The 22,152-nt window shown below is 53.4% G+C and carries 19 protein-coding genes; 15 read left to right on the top strand and 4 right to left on the bottom strand.

Translation table 11 applies throughout. The features are described 5' to 3' along the window. Positions 1–11 precede the first annotated feature (11 nt). Positions 12–1,127 carry an acetate/propionate family kinase gene (locus BLP78_RS12575; protein ID WP_090459685.1) on the bottom strand — a complete coding sequence of 372 codons (1,116 nt, stop codon included), beginning with the start codon at positions 1,125–1,127 and terminating at the stop codon, positions 12–14. A 111-nt stretch (positions 1,128–1,238) separates the two neighbouring features. Continuing rightward, entirely contained in the window at positions 1,239–1,436 is a 198-nt protein-coding gene (locus tag BLP78_RS12570) for a hypothetical protein (protein WP_090459683.1), read from the bottom strand. A gap of 161 nt (positions 1,437–1,597) precedes the next feature. Between BLP78_RS12570 and BLP78_RS12565 the strand changes: the two genes are divergently transcribed. The 9 genes from BLP78_RS12565 to BLP78_RS12520 all read left to right on the top strand — a co-directional run bounded on the left by BLP78_RS12565 (position 1,598) and on the right by BLP78_RS12520 (position 10,304). Next, positions 1,598–2,473 carry a Tim44 domain-containing protein gene (locus BLP78_RS12565; protein ID WP_090459681.1) on the top strand — a complete coding sequence of 292 codons (876 nt, stop codon included), beginning with the start codon at positions 1,598–1,600 and terminating at the stop codon, positions 2,471–2,473. 11 nt (positions 2,474–2,484) lie between these two features. Beyond that, positions 2,485–3,057, top strand: coding sequence for a ubiquinone biosynthesis accessory factor UbiJ (locus tag BLP78_RS12560; protein WP_090459679.1), 573 nt, complete (start codon positions 2,485–2,487; stop codon positions 3,055–3,057). A gap of 64 nt (positions 3,058–3,121) precedes the next feature. After that, positions 3,122–4,636 (top strand): ubiquinone biosynthesis regulatory protein kinase UbiB, encoded by a 1,515-nt coding sequence (gene ubiB, locus BLP78_RS12555; protein WP_090459678.1) that lies wholly within the window; start codon positions 3,122–3,124, stop codon positions 4,634–4,636. 359 nt (positions 4,637–4,995) lie between these two features. Next, on the top strand, positions 4,996–6,081 hold the full coding sequence (locus BLP78_RS12545; RefSeq protein WP_090459740.1) for an ABC transporter ATP-binding protein: 1,086 nt from the start codon (positions 4,996–4,998) through the stop codon (positions 6,079–6,081). Next, the gene (locus tag BLP78_RS12540; RefSeq protein WP_090459674.1) at positions 6,074–6,988 is read left to right on the top strand and encodes an ABC transporter permease; all 915 of its coding nucleotides are present in this window, start codon (positions 6,074–6,076) and stop codon (positions 6,986–6,988) included. The genes BLP78_RS12545 and BLP78_RS12540 overlap by 8 nt, the downstream gene beginning before the upstream one ends. Position 6,989: 1 nt before the next feature. Next, complete coding sequence (locus BLP78_RS12535; protein ID WP_090459672.1) at positions 6,990–7,790, top strand: ABC transporter permease; 801 nt, start codon at positions 6,990–6,992, stop codon at positions 7,788–7,790. Continuing rightward, positions 7,787–8,914: an ABC transporter substrate-binding protein gene (locus BLP78_RS12530; RefSeq protein ID WP_256330265.1), complete on the top strand. Its 1,128-nt coding sequence runs from the start codon at positions 7,787–7,789 to the stop codon at positions 8,912–8,914. Before BLP78_RS12535 ends, BLP78_RS12530 begins: the two co-directional genes overlap by 4 nt. Positions 8,915–9,118: 204 nt before the next feature. Beyond that, entirely contained in the window at positions 9,119–9,430 is a 312-nt protein-coding gene (locus tag BLP78_RS12525; RefSeq protein ID WP_090459670.1) for a (2Fe-2S) ferredoxin domain-containing protein, read from the top strand. A gap of 205 nt (positions 9,431–9,635) precedes the next feature. Next, positions 9,636–10,304 (top strand): alpha/beta hydrolase, encoded by a 669-nt coding sequence (locus tag BLP78_RS12520; RefSeq protein ID WP_090459737.1) that lies wholly within the window; start codon positions 9,636–9,638, stop codon positions 10,302–10,304. A 120-nt stretch (positions 10,305–10,424) separates the two neighbouring features. Here the strand turns inward: BLP78_RS12520 and BLP78_RS12515 are convergent, their stop codons facing one another. After that, on the bottom strand, positions 10,425–10,955 hold the full coding sequence (locus BLP78_RS12515; RefSeq protein WP_090459668.1) for a beta/gamma crystallin domain-containing protein: 531 nt from the start codon (positions 10,953–10,955) through the stop codon (positions 10,425–10,427). A 494-nt stretch (positions 10,956–11,449) separates the two neighbouring features. Between BLP78_RS12515 and BLP78_RS12510 the strand changes: the two genes are divergently transcribed. Then, positions 11,450–11,653: a DUF2905 domain-containing protein gene (locus tag BLP78_RS12510; protein ID WP_090459666.1), complete on the top strand. Its 204-nt coding sequence runs from the start codon at positions 11,450–11,452 to the stop codon at positions 11,651–11,653. Between the two features lie 352 nt (positions 11,654–12,005). Here BLP78_RS12510 and BLP78_RS12505 read toward each other — a convergent pair whose 3' ends face one another. Then, positions 12,006–14,993 (bottom strand): transglycosylase domain-containing protein, encoded by a 2,988-nt coding sequence (locus tag BLP78_RS12505; RefSeq protein WP_256330264.1) that lies wholly within the window; start codon positions 14,991–14,993, stop codon positions 12,006–12,008. Between the two features lie 702 nt (positions 14,994–15,695). Here BLP78_RS12505 and BLP78_RS12500 point away from each other — a divergent pair. From BLP78_RS12500 to BLP78_RS12480, 5 genes are all read left to right on the top strand, one after another. Continuing rightward, positions 15,696–16,508: a carotenoid biosynthesis protein gene (locus BLP78_RS12500; protein WP_090459735.1), complete on the top strand. Its 813-nt coding sequence runs from the start codon at positions 15,696–15,698 to the stop codon at positions 16,506–16,508. Between the two features lie 315 nt (positions 16,509–16,823). Further along, the gene (locus tag BLP78_RS12495; protein WP_090459733.1) at positions 16,824–17,129 is read left to right on the top strand and encodes a c-type cytochrome; all 306 of its coding nucleotides are present in this window, start codon (positions 16,824–16,826) and stop codon (positions 17,127–17,129) included. A 195-nt stretch (positions 17,130–17,324) separates the two neighbouring features. Further along, entirely contained in the window at positions 17,325–17,813 is a 489-nt protein-coding gene (locus tag BLP78_RS12490) for a DUF1499 domain-containing protein (RefSeq protein WP_090459663.1), read from the top strand. 132 nt (positions 17,814–17,945) lie between these two features. Then, positions 17,946–20,339 carry a penicillin acylase family protein gene (locus BLP78_RS12485; protein WP_090459661.1) on the top strand — a complete coding sequence of 798 codons (2,394 nt, stop codon included), beginning with the start codon at positions 17,946–17,948 and terminating at the stop codon, positions 20,337–20,339. Between the two features lie 351 nt (positions 20,340–20,690). Then, a complete protein-coding gene (locus BLP78_RS12480) occupies positions 20,691–21,944 on the top strand; it encodes a PQQ-dependent sugar dehydrogenase (protein WP_090459659.1) in 1,254 nt (417 codons plus the stop codon). Positions 21,945–22,152 lie beyond the last annotated feature (208 nt).

Genomic DNA, 22,152 nt, shown 5'->3' with positions numbered 1-22,152 from the left:
TCCTGCAATCGTTAATCCGCTTCGCATTTCATTAAAGCGTCCGCCTCGCGCGCCAGGATAACCGCCTCATTTACGGGTGTAACCCAGACCTCAATCCGGCTGAAAGGGCTGCTGATGCATGACATTCCACTGGCACCGTAATTTTTTTGGGTATCGACTTCAATTCCGCACCAACCCATGCCGGTCAAAATCTTTTCCCTCACTTCCGGCACGTTCTCGCCCACGCCGCCTCCAAAAATGATGGCTTCGGCGCCGCCCAATACTGCAAGATAAGCGCCCACATATTTACGTGCCCGGTAACAGTATAAATCCACCGCCAGTCGCGCAAGCTCATCCGGAGATCGTAACAACTCACGTATATCGGCGCTGATCCCGGAAACACCCAACAGGCCCGAGCGCGCATTGAGAAATCGATCCAGTTGCTGCGGTGTCAGGTTTTCCTGACGCTGGAGAAATGTGGTAAGACCCGGATCTATATCGCCTGAGCGCGTCGCCATCACGAGCCCCTCCAAGGGTGAAAATCCCATTGAAGTATCTCGCGGCAATCCGTCATCGGTCGCCGTGATCGAACAACCAGCCCCGAGTTGCATCGAAATTATTCTCGCACTTCGCAAAGAACCCGGTTGAAGCGCCTGCCAGCTTTGCCACATCGATTTATGCGCCAGCCCATGAAAGCCATACCTGCGCAACCCATGCTTCTCAGCAAGCTCATGCGGAATAGCATAAGCTCGCGCAGTTTCCGGCAGAGCCGTAAAAAACGCGGTATCAAACACCGCGACCTGGACAATGTCCTTCAACACCTCGCGGGTTGCGCGTATCCACCGCAGCGCGACGGGGTTGTGAAGTGGCGCCAGCAGCGCCAATCGCTCGATCTCCTGCTCGACTTTCCTGTCGATCAGGCATGGCGCGGTAAGATTCATACCGCCGTGAACCACTCGATGCGCTGCCACGGTGATTCCTCCGAGTGCATGTGTCTGCATGAATTCTTTCAGTTCGCCCGATGGTTCGCCAACGGAAAGATCGTGACGTATGCTCGCCACCTCTGTGAACGTGTCGCCATCGCGAACGAAGACCGCCAGGCGAACTGATGAACTGCCGGTATTAACGGTCAATATGGTTGTGGTCATGGGCTCAAAAACGTATCGCCAGTCGCGAGCCTTGGGAATGATCGAGACTGGACATCAGGCAACTTGATTCTCTGATTAAACACGATTGTGCATGGGAGTCTGTACGCCAGATCACATATGACACCCTGTTTCGATCCCAGCCATAATCCGCAGTGCTTCGGAACAACTGTTCAGGCTAAGGTTTGCATCACTGCCGACAGCGATAAATCCTCGTATCAAAATAGTAAGTGACAAGATTGCACTTACAGCATCGCTAGCGGTCAGAACATTGATGCCGACAATCATCGATCGCTCGCTAAAATCAGCCATGTCTTTCGATGCTGTTCCCTTATCCGGGCAGCGACATGACGAGATTGTGATTAACGTTGGCAAACGCTTTCAGACAGGCGTATCCGATGCAATTTATGGAACATCCAGGTGAATCGATAATGCTATACTCTTCCTTTCACCCGTCCTCTCAGGAGACCATCATGAAGAAAATATTGACCCTGCTGACTCTGGCCATTTTAAGCTTCGGACTGGCCGCCTTTGATGCCGAAGCAAGACGCTTTGGCGGCGGCAAGAGCATCGGCAAGCAACGTGAAGCCATCAGCCCGCAAACGCCTCCAAAATCGGCGCAAACACCCCCCGCTGCGTCGGCACCAGCCGCGGCGGGCAATAGGTGGATGGGCCCGCTGGCTGGATTGGCCGCGGGAGGATTGCTGGCAGCATTATTCATGGGTGGCGCATTTGAAGGCATCAATATGATGGATGTGTTGATGCTGGCTGCGCTGATGGCTGCGGTTTTCTTCGTTGTGCGCATGATGCGCAAGCCGCGGCAGGAACACTCGGCACGGCCGATGCAGTATTCGGGCATGGGAGCAGACACCGGCAGTAGCGGAACCGCGACGGCGACAGAACACGCAACGGCACCGGGGAAAAGTACGGCAGCACCAGCCCAGGCACAAGCTGTTGCCAGCCAAACCGCGAATATTCCCGCGGACTTCCAGGTCGAGCCATTCCTGCGCAATGCAAAAACGTCATTCATCCGCTTGCAAGCAGCCAATGATGCACGAGACCTGAGCGACATCCGTGAATACACTACGCCGGAAATGTTTGCGGAGATCAGCATGCAGATCACCGAACGCGGCAATGAACCTCAAAGAACCGAGGTGATGGGCATCAATGCGGAACTGCTTGAGGTGGTTACCGAAAACAACACGGCCATTGCCAGTGTCCGGTTCAACGGGCAACTGCGGGAGTCATCCAATCCACCGGAAGCGTTTGATGAAATCTGGCACGTGCAGAAGAATATCAAGGATCCTGAATCCGTCTGGCTGTTGGCAGGAATTCAGCAAGTCTCATAGATCCGGCCGCAATGCTGGCATCCGTTGCGATAGCCCCGCTTAACCACTTGTTGCGTGGCGAGAACTGGGCGCGCAAGCGGTTGCAGCTTCATGCAGGCAGGACGGCACGTTTTCGCATCCCTCCCTTCCCTGATCTCGCCCTGACCATCCAGGCCAGCGGCGAGGTTTCGGCGGCGGCAAAGGGCGCGCTCGATGACGCCACCTTGACGCTTATTCCAGGTTTATTGCCACGCTTGCTTGCCCATGACGAAGATGCCTATCGCGAAGTCAGGATTTCGGGCGATAGCGAGTTTGCGGAAGAAATTCTCCTTATCGGAAAGAGCCTGCATTGGGATGTGGAGCAGGATATAAGCGGTGTAATGGGAGATATCCTCGCGCATCGGGTGGTGAGAGCCGGCGAAGGCCTGATGCACTGGCAAGTTGAAACCGCACGTAATTTATGGCAGACGCTGGCGGAATATCTGACGGAAGAGCAGCCATTGCTTGCAAAATCAATGGATATGCACGAGCTTATTCATGAGATAAACACATTACGGAGCCATGCCGCAAGTCTGGAAATGCGCGTGAACGCGTTGGATCGCTAAAAAGTCGGCCTCACGACAAACAAAATTGAGAAGATTACAGACGTACCACCATTCCTTGGCATAAATGCGTTTCTTTCGCCTTCTCAAAATACTCTCGGTAGCATTTCGTTTTGGCCTGGATGAATTTTTTCTGGGCCACGAGCGGCTTCGGCTTCTGCGGCCTGTTGTCAAGGCGGCAACGTTCTGGCGGCGGTTGGATAGAGCGCGAGGCGAGCGCCTGCGCCTTGCTCTGGAAACCCTGGGGCCTATATTCGTCAAGTTCGGCCAGATGCTTTCGACTCGCCGGGATCTTCTGCCGCAGGATATCGCCGATGAACTGGCCAAGCTGCAAGATCAAGTCCCGCCGTTTCCCTCCAGTCTCGCCATCAAGACGCTGGAGCAGATCTATGGAAAACCGGTCACCGAAGTCTTTCTGGTCTTTGATGCAGAACCGGTAGCCAGTGCATCCATCGCACAGGTTCATCTGGCGGTGCTGCATGACGGAACGGAAGTTGCGGTCAAGGTGCTGCGACCGGGCATCGCTCCCATTATCGCGCATGACGTGGCATTGATGGATTCCGGCGCTTTGCTGGTCGAAGCGCTGTGGCCCGACGGCAAGCGGCTTAAACCGCGTGAGGTGGTGACCGAATTTGCCCGGCACCTGGATGACGAGTTGGATCTCATGCGCGAGGCAGCGAACTGCAGTCAGCTGCGGCGTAATTTTCTGGATTCTCCATTGCTGTTAGTGCCCGAAGTTTACTGGGATTATTGCTATTCCGGCGTTATGGTGATGCAGCGCGTAAAAGGCATACCCATCAGCCAGGTGACGAAACTACGCGAGCAGGGAGTCGATATTCCAAGACTTGCCAGAGTCGGTGTGGAAATATTTTTTACTCAGGTATTTCGGGACGGTTATTTCCACGCCGATATGCATCCAGGCAATATTTTTGTTGGTCAGGACGGGCGTTACATCGCGGTCGATTTCGGCATAATGGGAACGCTCACCGACGAGGACAAAAATTATCTGGCGCAGAATTTCCTGGCATTTTTTCGGCGCGACTACAAGCGTGTGGCCGAAGCGCATGTGGAGGCGGGGTGGGCACCGAAGAATACTCGCGTTGATGATTTCGAAACTGCGATTCGTGCCGTATGCGAACCCATCTTTGACAAGCCGCTGAAGGAGATTTCCTTTGGCCGTGTGCTGCTGCGGCTGTTCCAGACGTCGCGCCAGTTTAATGTTGAAATCCAGCCGCAGCTGGTAATGCTGCAAAAAACCCTACTGAATATCGAAGGGCTGGGGCGCGACCTCGACCCCGATCTCGACCTGTGGACGACGGCGAAGCCCTACCTGGAAAACTGGATGGCCGAACAGCTTGGCTGGCGCGGACTGACTCGGCGGCTAGCCAAGGAAGCATCGAGCTGGGCAGTCATCATGCCGCAGTTTCCACGCTTGCTGCATCAGATTTTAAATGAAAATCGCGCACATGCGATGGACGAAAAAATAACCGAAATACTCACCGAACAAAAACGCCAAAGCCGCTTGTTCGCTGCCATTGCAGCGACACTGGCTGCATTGCTGCTGTGGCAGACATGGCACTGAAACGCTGGCAACCTGTCGGACTTGAAGAATCGCAACGAAAAAGTGACTGGGTAAGGGCAGATTTTTGCGGATTTTAAGGCCAATAGTTATTCTATTGGCCGAAAAAAGCGGCTAAATATGAACCAGCCAGATGCTTTTGCAGCCGATTTCCTTTAAGTCCGACAGGCTGCTCCAGGTCTCCAGGCTTCTTTGTACGCGCGGGTTGTCGTCCCGGCAAATCTCCCGCATTCACCGCCGGCCCTACTCTGCCTATACTTCGGCCAACCCTGTAAGCATATCGATCCATGTCGATCTCGGGAGCGGCAGGCGGAACAAATTTTGGTAAAATTCCGGTCTTTTGTCTTTTAACCGGCACGACAATGGCACTACTTGAAATCCGTAATGTCACGCGGCGCTTTGGCAGCTATACCGCGGTCGATAATGTCAGCATCAGTGTAGAGGCGGGTGAATTCTTCACGCTGCTGGGGCCATCGGGTTGTGGAAAAACGACGCTCCTGCGAATGATAGCCGGGTTTGATCTTCCGGACTCGGGCCAAATCCTGCTGGACGGAAGAGACATGGTCGGCACGCCGCCGGAAAAACGCCCGGTCCATACCGTATTTCAAACATATGCGCTGTTCCCGCATATGACCGTAGCGGACAATATTGCGTTTCCGCTCAAGATGGCCGGCAAAAAAACACATGAAATAAAAACCAGAGTAGCGGATGCCCTGGACAGCGTACGCCTGTCGAATTTCGGTAACCGTTTCCCTAATGAATTATCAGGTGGGCAGAAACAGCGAGTGGCATTTGCCAGAGGGTTGGTCAACCGCCCCCGGTTGTTGCTGCTGGACGAACCATTGGGCGCACTCGATGCCAAATTGCGCGAGGAAATGCAGATGGAGTTGATCAATCTGCAGAAAGAAGTTGGGGTAACATTCGTTTTTGTTACCCATGCCCAGAATGAGGCACTGGCGCTGTCACATCGCATCGCGGTGATGAACCGCGGCAATGTCGAACAAATCGACGAACCTTCCAAAATCTATGGTTTTCCCAGAAATCGCTTTGTTGCGGATTTTATCGGCAAGATCAGCATGATGAGTGCACAAGTCCTGGAGGCTTCGCCTACCCATTTGAGACTTGATGTGGGCGATATGGGGGAAGTTACCACCGCCGGCAAGGAAGGCATCAAAGCGGGTGATAAAGGTACGATCGCGATTCGTCCCGAACAGATATTGATTTCCCACCCCTCGGAAGCGCCACGGCTGAAAAACCATTTCCTCGGTAAAGTACAGGATTTTTTATATGCTGGAGATGTTACCACCTATATCGTTGAGCTCGCCAATGGCGCCTATATGGAGGCCTTGCTGCCTAATTCAGCGCCTGGACGCGCAAAGTTTTTCGAGGTGGGGGATCCAGTAAGCGTCTCATGGCATCACGACGCCGGTATTTTTCTCAATGACTAAAGAAGAAGCCAATGCGCCTCGCGCTGCCCGATTTCTGGTAAGCGGACCACCGCTATTGTTCCTGATCGTATTCTTCGTTGTCCCCAGCCTGATCATGATTCTCACCTCGTTCCGCTTTCCGGGCGAGTTCGGTGGGCTGGCACCCATCACTGCACCCGCGGGCGCGAACCACGGCGAATACGGCCTTACCACCGAAGCTTACCAGTTTTTTTTCAGCGACATTCTTTACGCGGAAATTTTTCTCAAATCCTTCGGCGTTGCGTTAGCAACCACCCTCATTTGCCTTGTTATGGCTTATCCGCTGGCAGTGCTGATCGCGCACAGTGAAAAACGCTTCCGAAACCTGATGGTGTTGCTGGTGGTGTTGCCATTTGCCAGCAATTTCCTCATCCGTATTTATGCCTGGATGATTATTCTTGGGCCGGAATCCGGGCTCAGCCATTTCATCAATGCTATTCTCGGCGCATTCGGAGTTGCTCCTGTGACGTTGTTGTTCTCGCCGTTTGCCGTATTGATCGGCATGGTATATGTACACCTGCCGTTTATGGTGCTGCCGCTTTATACCAACCTGGAAAAGCATGATCCCTCGCTTCTGGACGCGGCACAGGATCTGGGCGCCAACGGCTGGCAGCGGTTCTGGCGCGTCACGTGGCCGCTATCCCTGCCCGGCGTTTTTTCGGGTTCGGCACTCGTATTCATCCCAGTACTCGGCATGTTTGCCGTGCCGGACATACTCGGCGGCACGGGCGACATTCTCATCGGCAATCTGATCAAGGATCAATTCCTCGGCACCCGTGACTGGCCTTTTGGTTCAGCGCTATCCATCATGCTGACACTGGTGGTGCTGTCCGTCGCCGGGTTGGCGGCCTGGTTCGCACGCTCGGCCACCGGGCAGCGCGCGGTATAGCATGAGCCGCACCAACATCTGGCTTTGGTCCGCAGCCGGCGTGATTTACGCCTTCCTGTACGTTCCGCTGGCTATCGTGGTTTTGTATTCGTTTAACGATTCAAAACTGAATGCCGAGTGGGTGGGATTTACGCTGTCCTGGTATAAGACGCTGTTCCAGAATACGGAAATGCTCACCGCCGCGCGCAATTCGCTGATCATCGCACTCAGTGCAAGTTTCAGCGCAACCCTGCTCGGTACGATGGCCGGCCTGGCGATACATCGGTATAAGCTCAAGGTCTTGCCGGTATTGGTGTTCACGCCGGTGGCGATGCCCGAAATCCTTCTGGGTGTATCGCTGCTTTTATTCTTTTTGCAGGTGCTTAATTTAACGCTCGGCATGGTGTCTATCATCATTGCGCACACGACATTTTGTATCGGTTTCGTTGCCATCATCGTACGGGCGCGGCTCCAGGGCATGGACGAAAGTATTTTTGAAGCCGCGCGCGATCTCGGCGCCTCTCCCTGGCAGACTTTTCGTCTTGTCACGTTGCCGCTGATCATACCCGCCGTGGTTGCCGGTGCATTGATGTCGTTTACCTTGTCCATCGATGACTTCGTCATTACATTCTTTACCAAAGGGGTGGGCGAACCGATTCTGCCCATCCATATCTATACGATGATAAAGGTTGCGGTGACGCCGGAAGTGAACGCCATCTCCACATTATTGATGCTGCTCACGCTGGTCATGATCATCATTGCGGCCAGGTTCGAATCGCACGCCTCATCAAGCGCGAACGCAACGTCGCGCGAGACGGGATGATGAATACGCGGTGCACCCATCCGGCGCCGGTCGCATCGTTGCTGTTCCTGCTTGCATGGCTGGTGTTGTTCACCACGGGCTGCGCAAAACAGGATCAGGATGCTGTCCTCTCCAGCAAGGAAAATGTTCTGCATCTATTCAACTGGAATAATTACATCGCACCGGAAACGGTCAGGCGCTTCGAGAAATCCTGCAATTGCAAGCTTTCCCAGGATTATTATTCCGACAATGAGGAAATGCTGGCGAAGCTGTCGGCGGGCGCGACCGGCTACGACCTCATCATTCCCACCGGCAATGCAATGGATACCCTTATTCGCCAGGGCGCGCTGAAATCGCTGGATAAAACCTTGTTGCCCAATCTCGGAAATATCAATCCTGCATACCTCGACACACCATTCGATCCCGGCAATAAATATTCCGTTCCATATGCCTATACACTTACCCTGCTCGGCTTCAATCAGGAGAAAGTAAAGAGCCTTGGCCTGCCTACCGACACCTGGGCAGTCATTTTTGAGCCGAAATACCTCGAAAAAATAAAAGGGCGCGTAACGGTACTCGACAGCCAGCGCGAACTGATGGCTGCGGCGCTGAAATATTTAGGCTATTCGGTTAACGATACCGATGAGAAACACTGGGAAGAAGCCGCCAACCTGATCGTGCGCGCCAAGCCTTACTGGGCAGCCTTCAGCAATACCAGCTATATCAAGGAACTAGCGGTTGGCAATTTGTGGGTGGCGCAAGGATATTCCAACGATATGTTCCAGGCGGCGCTTGATGCCAGAAATACCGGGCGCAAATTCACGATCGGCTACTCGACTCCGAAAGAAGGCGCGGTTCTGGCACTCGACAGCATGGTACTGCATCGAAGCGGAAGCCGTTCCGACCTCGCCCATCAATTCATCAACTTCATGCTGGAGGGGAAAAATTCCGCCGAACTTACCAATCTCATCGGTTCCGGCAATCCCAACATGGATGCAATACAATATATCCAGGCAGGAATCGCGGACAATAAAGCCATATTCCCAGCCCCTGAAATACTGAACCATCTCGAAATGCTGCGGGACCTGGACCGCAAACAACGCCGCGTGTTAAGCCGCTTGTGGACCGAAATAAAATTGAGATAGACAGCACAATCCAGAATAATAAAGAAGAGATCGCGAAAGACGGCAGTGGTTCGTTCCAGGCCAAGCTCGTTTTCGCCCTTCTCGAAAGTATCTGCTAAGCAAGCCGTGCGGGGCAATAACTTCAATCAACTCGTCAGTAGAAGAAATAATCGCTGTTCCGTATAATAATTTTGATTCATTATTTCTCATCCCGTTGAACATATTATGAGCTACTACCTGCGGCACGTATTTTTCTGCGTAAACCAGCGCGAGCCGGGAACTTTGTGCTGTAACAATTATGGCGCTCAGGCCATGCGTGATTATGCCAAGGAACGAATCAAGGCCCTCAAACTCGATAGCAAGAGCAGGAGGGTACGGATTAACAATGCAGGTTGTCTCGATCGTTGCAACGAAGGTCCGGTTATCGTTGTCTATCCCGAAGAGGTCTGGTATACATATGTGGACAAAGAAGATATTGACGAGATCATCGAAGAGCATTTGAAAAACGGACGTATCGTCGAGCGATTGCGAATCTAGCAGCCTGTCGGACTTGAAGAATCGCAGCGAAAAAGTGACTGGGTGAGGGCAGATTTTGAGGATTTTGAAGGCCAATAGTTATTCTATTGGTCGAAAAAGCAGCGAAATATGAACCAGGCGCCTTTGCAGCCGATTTCCTTTAGGTCCGACAGGCTGCCAGGGCAGGCAACAAACGTATTTTCCATTTATATTGGAAAGCATCCTGTTGAATTCACATATTCCCCAGAAATTATTCATTGATGGCCCGGCGGGAAAGCTGGAAACGGTTCTGGCGGAACCGGATTTCCGCTACCGTCGTGGCTTTGCCATTATTGCGCATCCCCATCCATTATATGGTGGGACAATGAATAACAAGGTGGTCCATACCCTATTCAAGGCGTTTCTCGAGTTGGGATTTGTCACAGTCAAATTTAATTTTCGCGGTGTGGAACAAAGCGAAGGCGAACTTAACTCGGGCAAAGACAATGGGGCGGGTGAAACGGAAGACGTGCTCGCAGTTGTTGAAACCATCAGAAACCAATTCGCCACCTCCTTTGATACCCCTCCGCTATTACTGCTGGCGGGCTTCTCCTTCGGAGGGGCAATCCAGGCGTATGCGGCGCAACGACTCAAACCACAGATAGTGGTATTGGTCGCTCCCGCCGTTGGGCGGCTCAACGCGCCCCACCTCGCCCAACCGGATATTAAAGGCGATATTGAAAGCACCAGGCAGGTCCTGATCATACAAGGCGATCAGGACGAAGTAGTTCCCCTTCAAACTGTTCTGGATTGGGCTGCCCCGCAGGAACTACCTGTGGTCGTCGTGCCCGGCGCGGAACATTTTTTTCACCGCCGATTGCATATCCTCAAACGCATCGTTCTCGATTCATGCTGATCTTGAAGGCAGCCGGAAGGCTAGTGCAGGCGGCCATGGGACTTTATGGATGGGCTGGCGCCAGCGCCTGGAATACGCCTGGATGGCACGCTAACGCCAGCTTCCTTTCCTTTTACCGGCTCATATGCAAGTGAGCATCATCGACCGGAAATCATCAAAGAATCCCATTTTTTTTGACATGTTGGGGACTTTTTTACCTGCATCGACGAATTTATCCTGGTCCCGAAAATTGCGATTATCAAAAATCGTGAGATTGGCGTTGGGGCCGACCTCGAGGCTGCGAACCTTATTTTCCCAGTTGAAGCCGAAGGGCCCGGTCATCACCGGTAGTTCGACGGGACCGACCAGCAAAAAGCTATCGCCGCTATAGTCTTTCTTATCGTATAGCTTCACCCAGCACCCGCTATTCGTCGACATATCGCTCGACACCTCCACGGGAACCATCATCAGCACCGGCACCTCAACGATGGTTCCTCCCTCATTTTTCTTCGTCTGTGAATTTTTTTTGCTTTTTTCCGCATGCTTCGATTTCTCGCTCGCATTGGATTTGTCGATCGAGTCTTGCGCATAAACACCAGACCCGGCATATAGCCCAAACACTGCCGCGATGGCAACCAGGAGGTTACGAGGGTTCTTTATCAGAATATTCATATTCTTCTCCTTAAAAGAATGGTTGAAAGATCGATGCTCGAGTAGGATCGTGCGTGCAAATCACACTGCTGAGGTCTGCCTCTCCACTCAGCGGAGCCGATGTGACAGCGCAGCCATTTATCTCGGCACCTATTGCGGCGGGTACCGTGAACAGCGCGACGAACAGAACAAGGTGATGGGTCATTTTTCCCCGGATTTCAAGAAATCTAAAAAAATTTTATCGGGGGCTGTGCCGTACTTCCGTGTGTTAGCACACTAACAAGAAAGAGAATCAGCGAAGCGATGAGCTGAGGCTGGAAAAATATACAACTTAAGAAGTTGAAACCAGCAAAGGTGGGCGTTGCCGGCCTGATCTTGTGGATGCAGAGGGCTGACGCGGAAAGGGTTAAATTGATCTTTCCGAAGAAAACGGTTTACACTAATCTGTAGACTTCTGCATACCCTCGCCCAATTGTGCTGAAGAAGGTCCGCAAAAATCCTCAAAGGAAATCCTTATGCAACGTCTACTCGTCGTTCTCGGGATACTGCTGGTGGTTGCGGGCATTGCATGGCCGTGGTTATCGAAACTACCGTTCGGGCGGCTGCCGGGAGACATTACTATCGAGCGGGAAAACTTCAGGCTCTACTTTCCGCTGACGACAGGCTTGCTGGTGTCCTTGTTTCTATCGTTACTGCTATGGTGGTGGTCCCGTAAATAGCGGTCTTTTTTGAGGGGTATGAACGATTGGATTTATATGAAGCGATGGTGTACTGGTTCGTCAAGGAATTTGTAAAGGCCATCCTGGGCCTCGGGCTTGTGCTGGGTGTCGTCGTCTTCTTATGGTGGATCAATACCGAGGATTGAACCCAGGATAATCCATTAGGACACGAGATGATAGCGAGACAGTTTTGTCGGTTGAGAGAAGTCCATAGCTTGGTCTATGGACGCCGCGCAGGTAGCAAAAAAATGGCGGCGAAAATAGCCGCAAACTGACCGCCAGCACTCGCGTAGGCTCGCAGAGCCGCCTAATGAATTATCTGGGTTTAACTATCGGTGTATTTCGTATATTTTCAGTGCAATTCGATTAAATGACGCGCTAGCTGACTCATCTCCAGTTTTTCATTTTCTTTTTTACCTCCCTTTCTACTCCCCTTTTTACGTTCTTCAGGTAGCTCGCCCTTGGTCGCGTTTCTTGCCAGGATCTGCTCTGGCAACGGCTGGGCCCGATCGATGAGGGGTTTCAGGATGGGCAAGAGATGCTTCATGACTTGCGTAGAAAGCGCTGAGGTAAACGTGTAGTTGGCGGCGTCCGCGCCGGGCACGAATGCGGTCATCGTTCCGAAAAAACGGTCTCCAATGAAGAAGACAAAAGTGGCGGAGCGATTTACGACGCGTGATTCCTTGACGACGCCCGGCGAAGAAAACGTGATATGACGATGGTCGCCCGTCCCGGTCTTTCCGCCAATCGAAATTTCAGCCCCATCCTCTTCCACAATGGCTCGCGCCAACCGCGAAGCTGTACCTCTCTCGACCACATCTGTCAGTACGCCACGCACTGCCGCGGCCAATTCAGGAGAAAACATTTTTTCTCCTTGAATGGGCGCTCGTTCGACCATTGTCTCAAATGGGGTGTCGGCTCCGAAACGCAAGCGTTCAATTAGTACAGCCGGCATTCGCACGCCATCGTTCAGAACGATACCCATCAATTCCGCAAGTGCGGCAGGGTGATCAGCGGAACTCCCAATGGCTGTGGCAAGTGAGGGTACCAGCGAATCGAATGGGTAGCCGAGGCGTTTCCAGCTACGATGAATTTCGAGAAATGCTTCAAGCTCCAGAAGACCGCGAATCCGCACATCCTGCGAATTCTTGTGAATGGTCTTGAACAACCACTGGTAGACAGCGATTCGCTCGTCCGTGCTCGCCGCGATCACATCCTTGTACTGGGCAAGCGGATGGGAATTCAGGTAGCGTACCAACCATAATTCCAGTGGGTGGACGGTTACTATGTAGCCCTGATCGGCCAATGAATATTTGCCTGGTGCATACGCTTCATACAGATCTTGAACCATTGTCGGGGTCACACGTTTAAAGCCGGGCAGATACGGCGCCATGAATTTCTCGAACTCTGCAAAGGTAGACTCTGGATAAATATAACGGTGAGCGGCGGCCAAACGGCGCGGCGTGTGCCGGAAGCTGGAGAAAAGCAGCTTGCTGATCCCGCCCGGTTCGGTTGTTTTACCTTTGTACTTGAGATAAAAACGATTGATGAATTCCGTGCCTTCCTTGTCTGCAAAGCGTCTGAGGTACTCCACGCGGCCCGAATTCCCGACGTCCTTGAGTATCCTGGCTGATGAACCTCCTACCTGAAACATGTGATAACGCACGATATCGCGCATCAGGCGAATATAGACAAGGTTGACCGAATTCTTTGTCGCTTCGCGCACGCTCATGATCTTGCGGTCGTCTTCATGCTTGAAATTATGAAAGACGTGTGATCCGCCGCCGGTGAAGAATCGCTCTTCCGAATTAGCCGAGTACTTGCGCTCAAGAGCGGCATCCAGCATGGATGCCAAACTCTTGTCCCCGCTTTGCAGGAGATAACCGATCGCCCAGCGGCTGAGAATATCGCCGGGGTCAACCTCTTGTCCATTAAGTACTTTCGGTGCCAGCGTCGCATATTTATTATGCAGTGCTTCCACAATTTCAAGATAGGTCACCAACGTCCGCAATTTTGCGGTGGAACCCAGATCCAGCTTGGTCCCCTTGTTGATGTCCAGTGGTTGTTCAAAATTATCCGCCAGGATTCGAAACTTGGCGCCTTGCGGCGTCAATTCGGAAAGCGTGAAGCTGTAGATAATCTTTCCCGGATCTTCCGTACCCAGCAGGCGCTGCCCATAGAGCCCGGCAGCCTGCGCATGTTCCACATCCTTTAATTCGCGCAGCATATCGGTGGTTTTTTTCTGTAGCTCCAGGTCAAGAGTGCTTTGCACTGACAGATCCAGGCGGTCCAGGTCATACATGCGCTGCAACCCGAGCTGAGAGGCGAGTCGCACGCGAACAGCATTGACAGCCTTCTTCGAAGCAAAATTTCGGCCTTCTTCCGGAGAGTGCGCAACACGAAAATTCAGCGGCAGCTCAAGCGCCGCATCCCGGAGGCGAGCTGGTATCACGCCAGCCTGAGCCAGTACCCTCAGATAACTGTCGGTAAGTTCACCCAGTTCTTTTCGCCCCGCTATCAGGTAATAGGAAGGTCTACGCTGCGCAATCATCAGGCTCAACACGTGCTTGTAGAGGCGCGCCTTCTCGGTAAGCGCATCTCCTTGCGCAAACCGTGAATTAAGGATGTGATTGGTTTCGTCGAAATCCAGGCCATACCACGCCCACAGGCCGTCTCCAATCCCGTTCGTTTCTCCAAAACCTGCGGCTGCCGAAAGCGGGACTGTATTAAGGTAATCCACCAGGATCTGCTTGCGCGTGGGCAACGTGTACTCGCCCTGTAGATAAGTGCGCACGGATGCGGACGCAATCTGTTGAAGCTTATCTGTTGCATTCAGCGTCATTCCGTTGGGAGAGTGGCGGTATTTTTCAATTTGCGTCGCCAGCGTGCTGCCCCCTGATACGTCGTGCTCGGGACGAAAAAGCTGAATCGCCTTATCCAGCACTGCCCTGCCCAACCGATTCCAGTCGACGGCCGGATTTTTTTTCGGCTGGGTCAGGTCCAGCAGTTCGCGATTTTCGATAAACGTCAGGCTATTCGCCACTACCGGCGGCACCGACTGGAAATCCGCGTAAACACGTGCCGGAAACGCAGCGCGATACAATGGCGCGCCATCGTCGGCAGTTATTTCCAGACCGGCCTGGGATTTTTCGCGGTAAGGAATAAACAAGCCCTGCGCGACAAGCTCCTCCATGCGTGCAGAAACCCGCGCCTGCGCATGAACCTCAAAACCATGCTTTGCCAGATGCTGAACCAATTCCGGAAGGCGACTATAACCCAGGCGGATGTCATAAGGACCCGCCTGCGGGAAATGCGACTGGTCGCTTGGACCGCTTTTCATTTCCCAGCGCAGATCATCGGCCAAATTCCACAATTGCCGTGCTTGATAGGAAGACGTTGTAACCTCCCGGTAAAGAAGGAAGGCTGCAATAGCAAGTGCGGCGAAAAGCAGAGTCAAAACAGCAAAGGCAAAAAACCTGAGAATGCGCCTCACGATGGAGTCATCAAAAATAATACAGCACTAAAGATTCCTGGAAGACAGCAAGCCACAAAATTTACAAGTATAGGGAGGAGAAATCTTTTCCACGGTCGTATTTGAGGGGTAAAAACCCGCCAAATCTGAAGGGAAACGGATACATATCGATTACGACTCGATTACGGCTGACGACAGCGCTTTCATAGAACAGGACTTTCATCGCAATCAAAAAATACGGATGACGGTGCATGATGCGCTGAGCTTTCTGTTGCTCTGCTGACGCGGGCTATCTGGTTTGTGTGGTTTTATGCGAAAATTTGATTCTCGCCAGTCCTGTTCGCCCGGAAAAATCCAGCAGAGGTTTGCATGCTGCCTTATAGTTTCCGGTTACCGAATATGACAGGATATAATCTCGTCCGGCAAATAAAGGACGATGGGCTGCGCCAAAACGCCACAAAGCCCGGATAGCACAAAAAATAATGTATTGCGCTCCTTCGCTCCTGGAGACGAACCTCCAGGAGATCAATCTCCGGTACGAATCCATCTACCGGACCAATGGAATATTCGATGGAATTCCTTAGTCTCCTGCTGAAGACAATTACGCTTCGCCCCTATGTATTTGTGTTCCTCGCCGCGTTCCTCTTCTCCGCCAGCAGGCTGATCGGCTGGCGCAGAACAGCCTGGTTCATGGCTATCACATACACTGTGGCGCTTCTGTGCGAACTCTCTTCCACTCGCACGGGAGTTCCTTTCGGCTGGTATTACTATACCGGTTCAACGGTCGGGCAGGAATTGTATATCGCGGATGTTCCCGCCATGGATTCCCTCTCGTTTCCCTTTCTTCTCTATGCGAGCTATTGCATGGCGCTGGCTTTTCTCCTGCCCGCCGACAGCACAAGCTCCCGTCCTGGTATGAGCATGATCCGGATGGGGTTTCCCCTCGCAGCCAGAACCGGCTGGCCGGTAGTGGTACTCACCATTCTTTTTTTCATGTTCATCGATGTCGTCATCGATCCGGTCGCGCTCCGCGGCGAGCGATGGTTCCTCGGTCGAATATACTACTATCCTGATCCGGGCACGCATTTCGGCATCCCGATAGCCAATTATATTGGCTGGACTGTTGTGGGTTTTCTCTCTCTTCGCGCCTATCTTCCTCTCGATCGCAAACTTCAGGCTGAAGCCAGCCTCTTCCCTGCCCCATCGGTGACCGGACGCGTGCTGCTCGGTTGCGGTTTATATTATGGGGTATTGATCTTCAATCTCGTCATCACTTTCTGGATTGGAGAATCGCTTCTGGGCGTTACGGGCCTGTTCATTTATCTACCGATCACCGTACTGCTTGCCCTTCGACTCCTTGGTCACCCGCCTGCAAACGGATAAGGCGTCAAGTCTTTCCTCCTTCTTCTCCATCGAACCCTGCGGTGATCATCGCAATATGGACAATCGCGGCAATAATCCTGAATCCGGCAGTTGAACGGAATGGAGTGAGCTTACCAGGAAGGTGAAGCTCACGGGGTACGAAAAATTCCTTCGGGTATAGCGCTTAGTTGGTAGACGAATTGGCAAATGAGCTGAAAAAAGCGGTCAACAGTCGGATTCAGGATAATACCTGAACGATCCGTAAGGACGATATAATGCCTCCCCATGGCAGCTTGAAAGAAATATTTCCATCTTATGAAAATTGGAGTGCACAAAATGAAAAAAATGGTCTTGGCGCTAGCTGTTTCCGCATTGGTGAGCTTGGTTGGTTGCTCGAAGACGGATAATTACACACCGGCCGAGAATGTCAGCGGGGAGGACATATTTTATACAAACTGTACAAAATGCCATAAGCCGGAAAGCGGCAGCGTGATGGTTATCAGCACCGCGATGGCGAATAAGGACGCAATTATTCAGAAAGTTCAGAAAGGAAGCATGGGGATGACCGCGTTTCCGAATATTAAAGGCGAACCGGCGCAACGTCTGGCGGAATTCGTCCTGGCAAATAGCAAAACCAAGTAGCTTGACCATTGGCTAGCCTTTATTGGCACTGATGGCGCAGCCATGCCGGCAAAAGCGGATGACATGGCGGATAAAGGACCGGCATGGGCAAAGGAGATTATGTGATGCGGCCGCTGCCGGCGATTTTGTGACGCCCGCTATCGGCTTAGGGAGTACGTTCCTCGTCCATCACATTGGGGGTCGCCGGGCATTGACATGGTTATTGTAAAGTGGGCACTTGTTGTCATTGCCGTTGTCGTCATCACGGGGTTGCTTGCCGGTCAACTCGGGCTGCTCAAAGGCACGCCGCCCACCGATCTGGGCGTGCATGACGGAAGGCTCAAGCCTCCCTCTAACACGCCTAATAGCGTGTCGAGCCAGGCGTCGCTTTACCCAGATCATCCCCAACGCGCTTATGCCGAGATCGCACCGCTGCCGCTGAAAGGCGATCCGGACGCCACACTGGACCGCATCGCCGAGGTTATCAGGACAATGGATGGCGCCAAGATAGTGAAAAGAGAACCGGACTACCTCTATGCACAGTTCACTACCCGGCTCATGAAGTACGTGGATGATGCCGAGTTCTGGTTCGATCCGGCGGCCGGGGTGATTCAAGTCCGCTCCGCATCCCGCTTGGGAAAATCGGATCTCGGCGTGAACCGCGAACGCATCGAATCCATTCGTCATAAACTCGGCTCCTCTTGAATTGTTGAACCGCTGCCAAAATGGCTGGGTTCGCCATAGCGTTGCCTATCGTCAAAAAAACGCCCGAACAAGTCCGTGTGGCGCGTTGCCCCGACACGGAAATAACCCGTTTCCAATCGCTCTTCCTTGAACATGACGGCTGCGTTCCGCCCGATCTACTGGGTTCTACTGGTATTTCTCATACTGGCGGTATTGTTGGCAGGTGGTGGCTGGCTGATGCTGCGCGGTAGCTTGCCGCAATATGCCGGAACAGTGGATGTAAATGGCCTGTCTGCCCCAGTCACTGTGGAGCGCGATGCGCTGGGTAGCGTAACTTTGCGTGCGCAGGATCGCCATGATCTGGTTTGGGCGCTCGGTTATGCCCATGCGCAGGAACGCTTCTTTGAAATGGATCTGATGCGACGACAAGCAGCCGGTGAATTGGCTGAGTTGTTCGGACCGGCAGCCCTGCCGGCCGACCGAAAAGCGCGGAAGCACCGTATGCGCTCGCGTGCATCGGCGATATTGCAGGAACTGCCGACCAGCCAGCAGCAACTGCTCGACGTATATCGTGATGGGGTAAACGAAGGACTGAATGCGCTCGCTACGCGACCGTTCCCCTATCTGCTGACGCGCACGCTCCCGGTTGCATGGCGCAGTGAAGATAGCATACTGGTCGTCAATGCGATGTATTTCACGCTGAATGACGGAAGTAATTTTCGCGAGCTTGCGTTCTCTACCATGCACGCAACATTACCCGAAGCGGCCTACCGGTTTCTCGCCGCCGGCGGCGGTGAGTGGGATGCGCCGCTTATTGGCACCGCATCCCACTGGCCGCGAACCCCATCCGCTGACGAGCTCGACCTGCGCAAGCTAGACCCCAGCCTTTTGCGCGATACCGAGGATCACAGCGATGACCTGCCCGGCAGCAATAGCTTTGCCGTGGCCGGCGAATTGGCTGCGGGCGCGGCGCTGGTCGCCAACGACACGCATCTGGAACTGCGTGTTCCAAATATCTGGTTCCGTACCCGTTTGATCTACCCGAACTTGCGGCGCCCCGGATTTGACAATGACATTATCGGTGCCAGCCTTCCGGGGACACCCGCAATCGCAGTGGGTTCGAATCGCCATATCGCCTGGGGTTTTACAAACAGTTATGGCGATTTCACGGACTGGGTGCGGGTCAGGCTGGATCCGGCGGATAAGTCAAGATACCGCAACGCAGCCGGCTGGAATAGCGTCACTGTTCATCGTGAAACCCTGCATGCGCGCGGCGCACCGGATGAGGCTCTGGATGTTTATGAGACCGAGTGGGGACCAATACTCGCCACTGATCACGATGGCGTACCCCTTGCGCTCGCCTGGACAGCGCACCGGCCCGGCGCGATCGATATGGAGCTCGCCCAGCTGGATGGGGCGGAAACCGTGGATGAAGCCGTCGTGATCGCGCAGAATGCGGGTATTCCCGCCCAGAATTTTATTGTCGGTGACCGAAAGGGCAAAATTGCCTGGACCATCGCCGGGCGTATTCCGGTCAAAACCGGTGGTTACGATCCAATAAGACCGGCAGACTGGAGCGTGCCGGGTATGGGATGGAGCGGCTGGCTCAAGCCCGCCCAGTATCCATTGATCGTTAATCCGCCCCAGCACCGCCTGTGGACGGCGAATGCACGTACCGTCGACGGTCTCATGCTCGACCGGCTCGGTGATGGAGGCTATGACCTCGGTGCCCGCGCGAAGCAGATCCGCGATGGCTTACGCGGAAGCGAGCATTTCTCACCCGCAAGCATGCTGGCAATCCAACTGGACGATCGCGCATTATTCCTGACGCGCTGGCGGAGACTTCTCGAGCTGACGCTGAACCATGCAGAAGCGGCGCCTTGGCAGGTCGAAATGCAGCAAGCGCTCCGCGATTGGGACGGACATGCCTCGACATCGTCGGTTGCCTATCGTCTGGTCCGCTCATTCCGCCGGGAGGTTACTAATAGGGCACTTGACGGTTTTGCGGCAGCAGTGCGCAGTAACGCGCCAGATTTCGTGCTGCCAAAGTTGAATCAGGCTGAGCACGCTGTGTGGACTTTGATCGAGCAGCGTCCACAACACCTGTTGCCGCCTGTTTATACCGACTGGGAAGACTTGCTGAGTAGCTCTGCCAGACGCGTGGCGGAACGTATGCGAAGCCAACCGGGCGGTATCGCGGCTCGCAGCTGGGGTGAGCGTAACACTGCCCGCATCAGACACCCGCTCAGCCGTGCTCTACCCGACTTTATCGGCGTATGGCTGAATATGCCAAAGGATGAACTGCCCGGCGACAGCAATATGCCGCGGGTGCAGGGGCCAAGCTTCGGTGCCGCAAATCGTTTTGCCGTTGCCCCCGGTAATGAAGAGCAAGGTTATTTCGAAATGCCCGGCGGACAGAGTGGGCACCCCTTCTCACCTTATTATGGCAGTGGGCATGCCGATTGGGTTAACGGCATACGCACTCCATTTCTCCCGGGGCCGCCCGAACAGACACTGCACCTGCATCCGCTTGCGAAAATGCCGTAATTCGTGGCTGGAACCCTGTTACTTTCATTTTCCCCATGAAGGCTGGCTCCCGATTATTCCGCCGGCTTAAGCGTTTTCTCTTGTATATAGAGGTAGATGGGGCACCTCTCCAATTACCCCGGGATGAAGCTTCATCAGTAGCCTCACATACAGCGACGGCGGGTCAATTCGGCTAGGCTGCGGCGAGATACTGGCAGCGTAAAAAAAAACGACAGGCATGATCGCACCATTTGACAACCGATCGAGCATTGTCTATATAAATAAAGAACACGTACTTTTGTCATTCCTGCTTCCGCATCGGCTTCTTATAGCTTTGTACAGCCCGGTATAACCCGACTCCCAGGAGCTATCATGAACAAGTTTTTTTCAATCTTGCTCGCTGCAGCTTTTGCCGCTACCGTCTGGATACCACCTGCTCTTGCGCAGTTGCAAACCCAAATTGTCGCCACCGGTTTAAGCCGACCCTTGTTCGCCACTTCACCCAATGGCGATTCGCGGCTATTCATTGTAGAGCAGGGTGGATTGATTAAAATCCTCGAGAACGGGACGGTGCGTCCCACTCCATTTCTCGATTTGTCCAGCTCGGTCGATACCGACGGCGAGCGCGGCCTGCTCGGTATGGCGTTTGATCCGAATTTCGCGACCAATCGGCGCTTTTATGTCGATTATATAGACAGGACCACGCTCAATACCGTGGTCGCCACTTATCAGGCCAGCGCGGGGCAGCCTAATATAGCGGATGCCGCAAGCCGGCAAACGGTGATCACTATCGCTCAACCAGCCGGGCTCAACAATCACAAGGCAGGCTGGATCGGTTTTCGCCCCGGCGAAGCCGCGAACCTTTACATCGGCACCGGCGACGGCGGATCTCACGACGATCCCCAGAATCGTGCACAGAATCTCTCTGAGAATCTGGGAAAAATGTTGAGGGTTGATGTATCGGCCGATCGTTCGCCTGATGATGCTGCGCAATATGGCTACGAAATCCCTGCGGGCAACCTTGCCGGCGGCAATCCGGAAATCTATGCTTATGGCTTGCGCAATCCATACCGGGACAGCTTCGACCGGGAAACCGGCACGTTTTATATTGCCGACGTCGGGCAGGATAATCGCGAAGAGATTAATATCGGCACCGCTGGTGCCAATTACGGGTGGCGCAAGTTCGAGGGCACACGGTTGAACTTTCCTGATGATCCGTCGCTTGCGCATCATACATTGCCAATCTTCGAATATGACCACAACGGCGGCGGTGCCTCGATCACGGGTGGTTATGTTTACCGTGGGTCGGCGATTGATGGGCTGGACGGCACTTATTTCTTCGCAGACTTCATTAACGATAAGGTGATGTCTTTCCACTTTACCGGGGCGCCCATTACGAATGCCGATGTTACCGACCGAACGGCCGAATTGCTGTCCTCTACTGGTATTTCAGGGGGCATCTCCTCATTTGGCGAGGATGCCGCCGGTAACTTGTATCTGGTGAGCATCAATGGTCAGGTGGGAATGATCACCGCCATACCGGAACCGGAGGGTTGGGCTATGATGCTCGCAGGCATGGCCCTTGTCTCGCTACGGACGAGGTGTTTCGCTACATATAAGACATAAATAAAAAGTAGCAGCCGTGCTCGGGTAGTATGCAACGACGCTCTATGCAGCTTTATCGCAGACTAACTGGGTCGTCCCTGAAAAACTTGTTTTTCAGCCAGTCAATTGTAAGCTTGGTATTTTGCTTGCCAGCAATTGATTGAGGCTGATCCGAAAACGGGCGCATAAAAGCGCCAACCGGCGCAGGATCTTGCGCAGGTTGTGGCCT

Origin of the sequence: Nitrosospira sp. Nsp1, from assembly GCF_900100985.1 — a bacterium.
Taxonomy (GTDB): domain Bacteria; phylum Pseudomonadota; class Gammaproteobacteria; order Burkholderiales; family Nitrosomonadaceae; genus Nitrosospira.
This window is presented reverse-complemented; position numbering and strand designations above follow the sequence as displayed.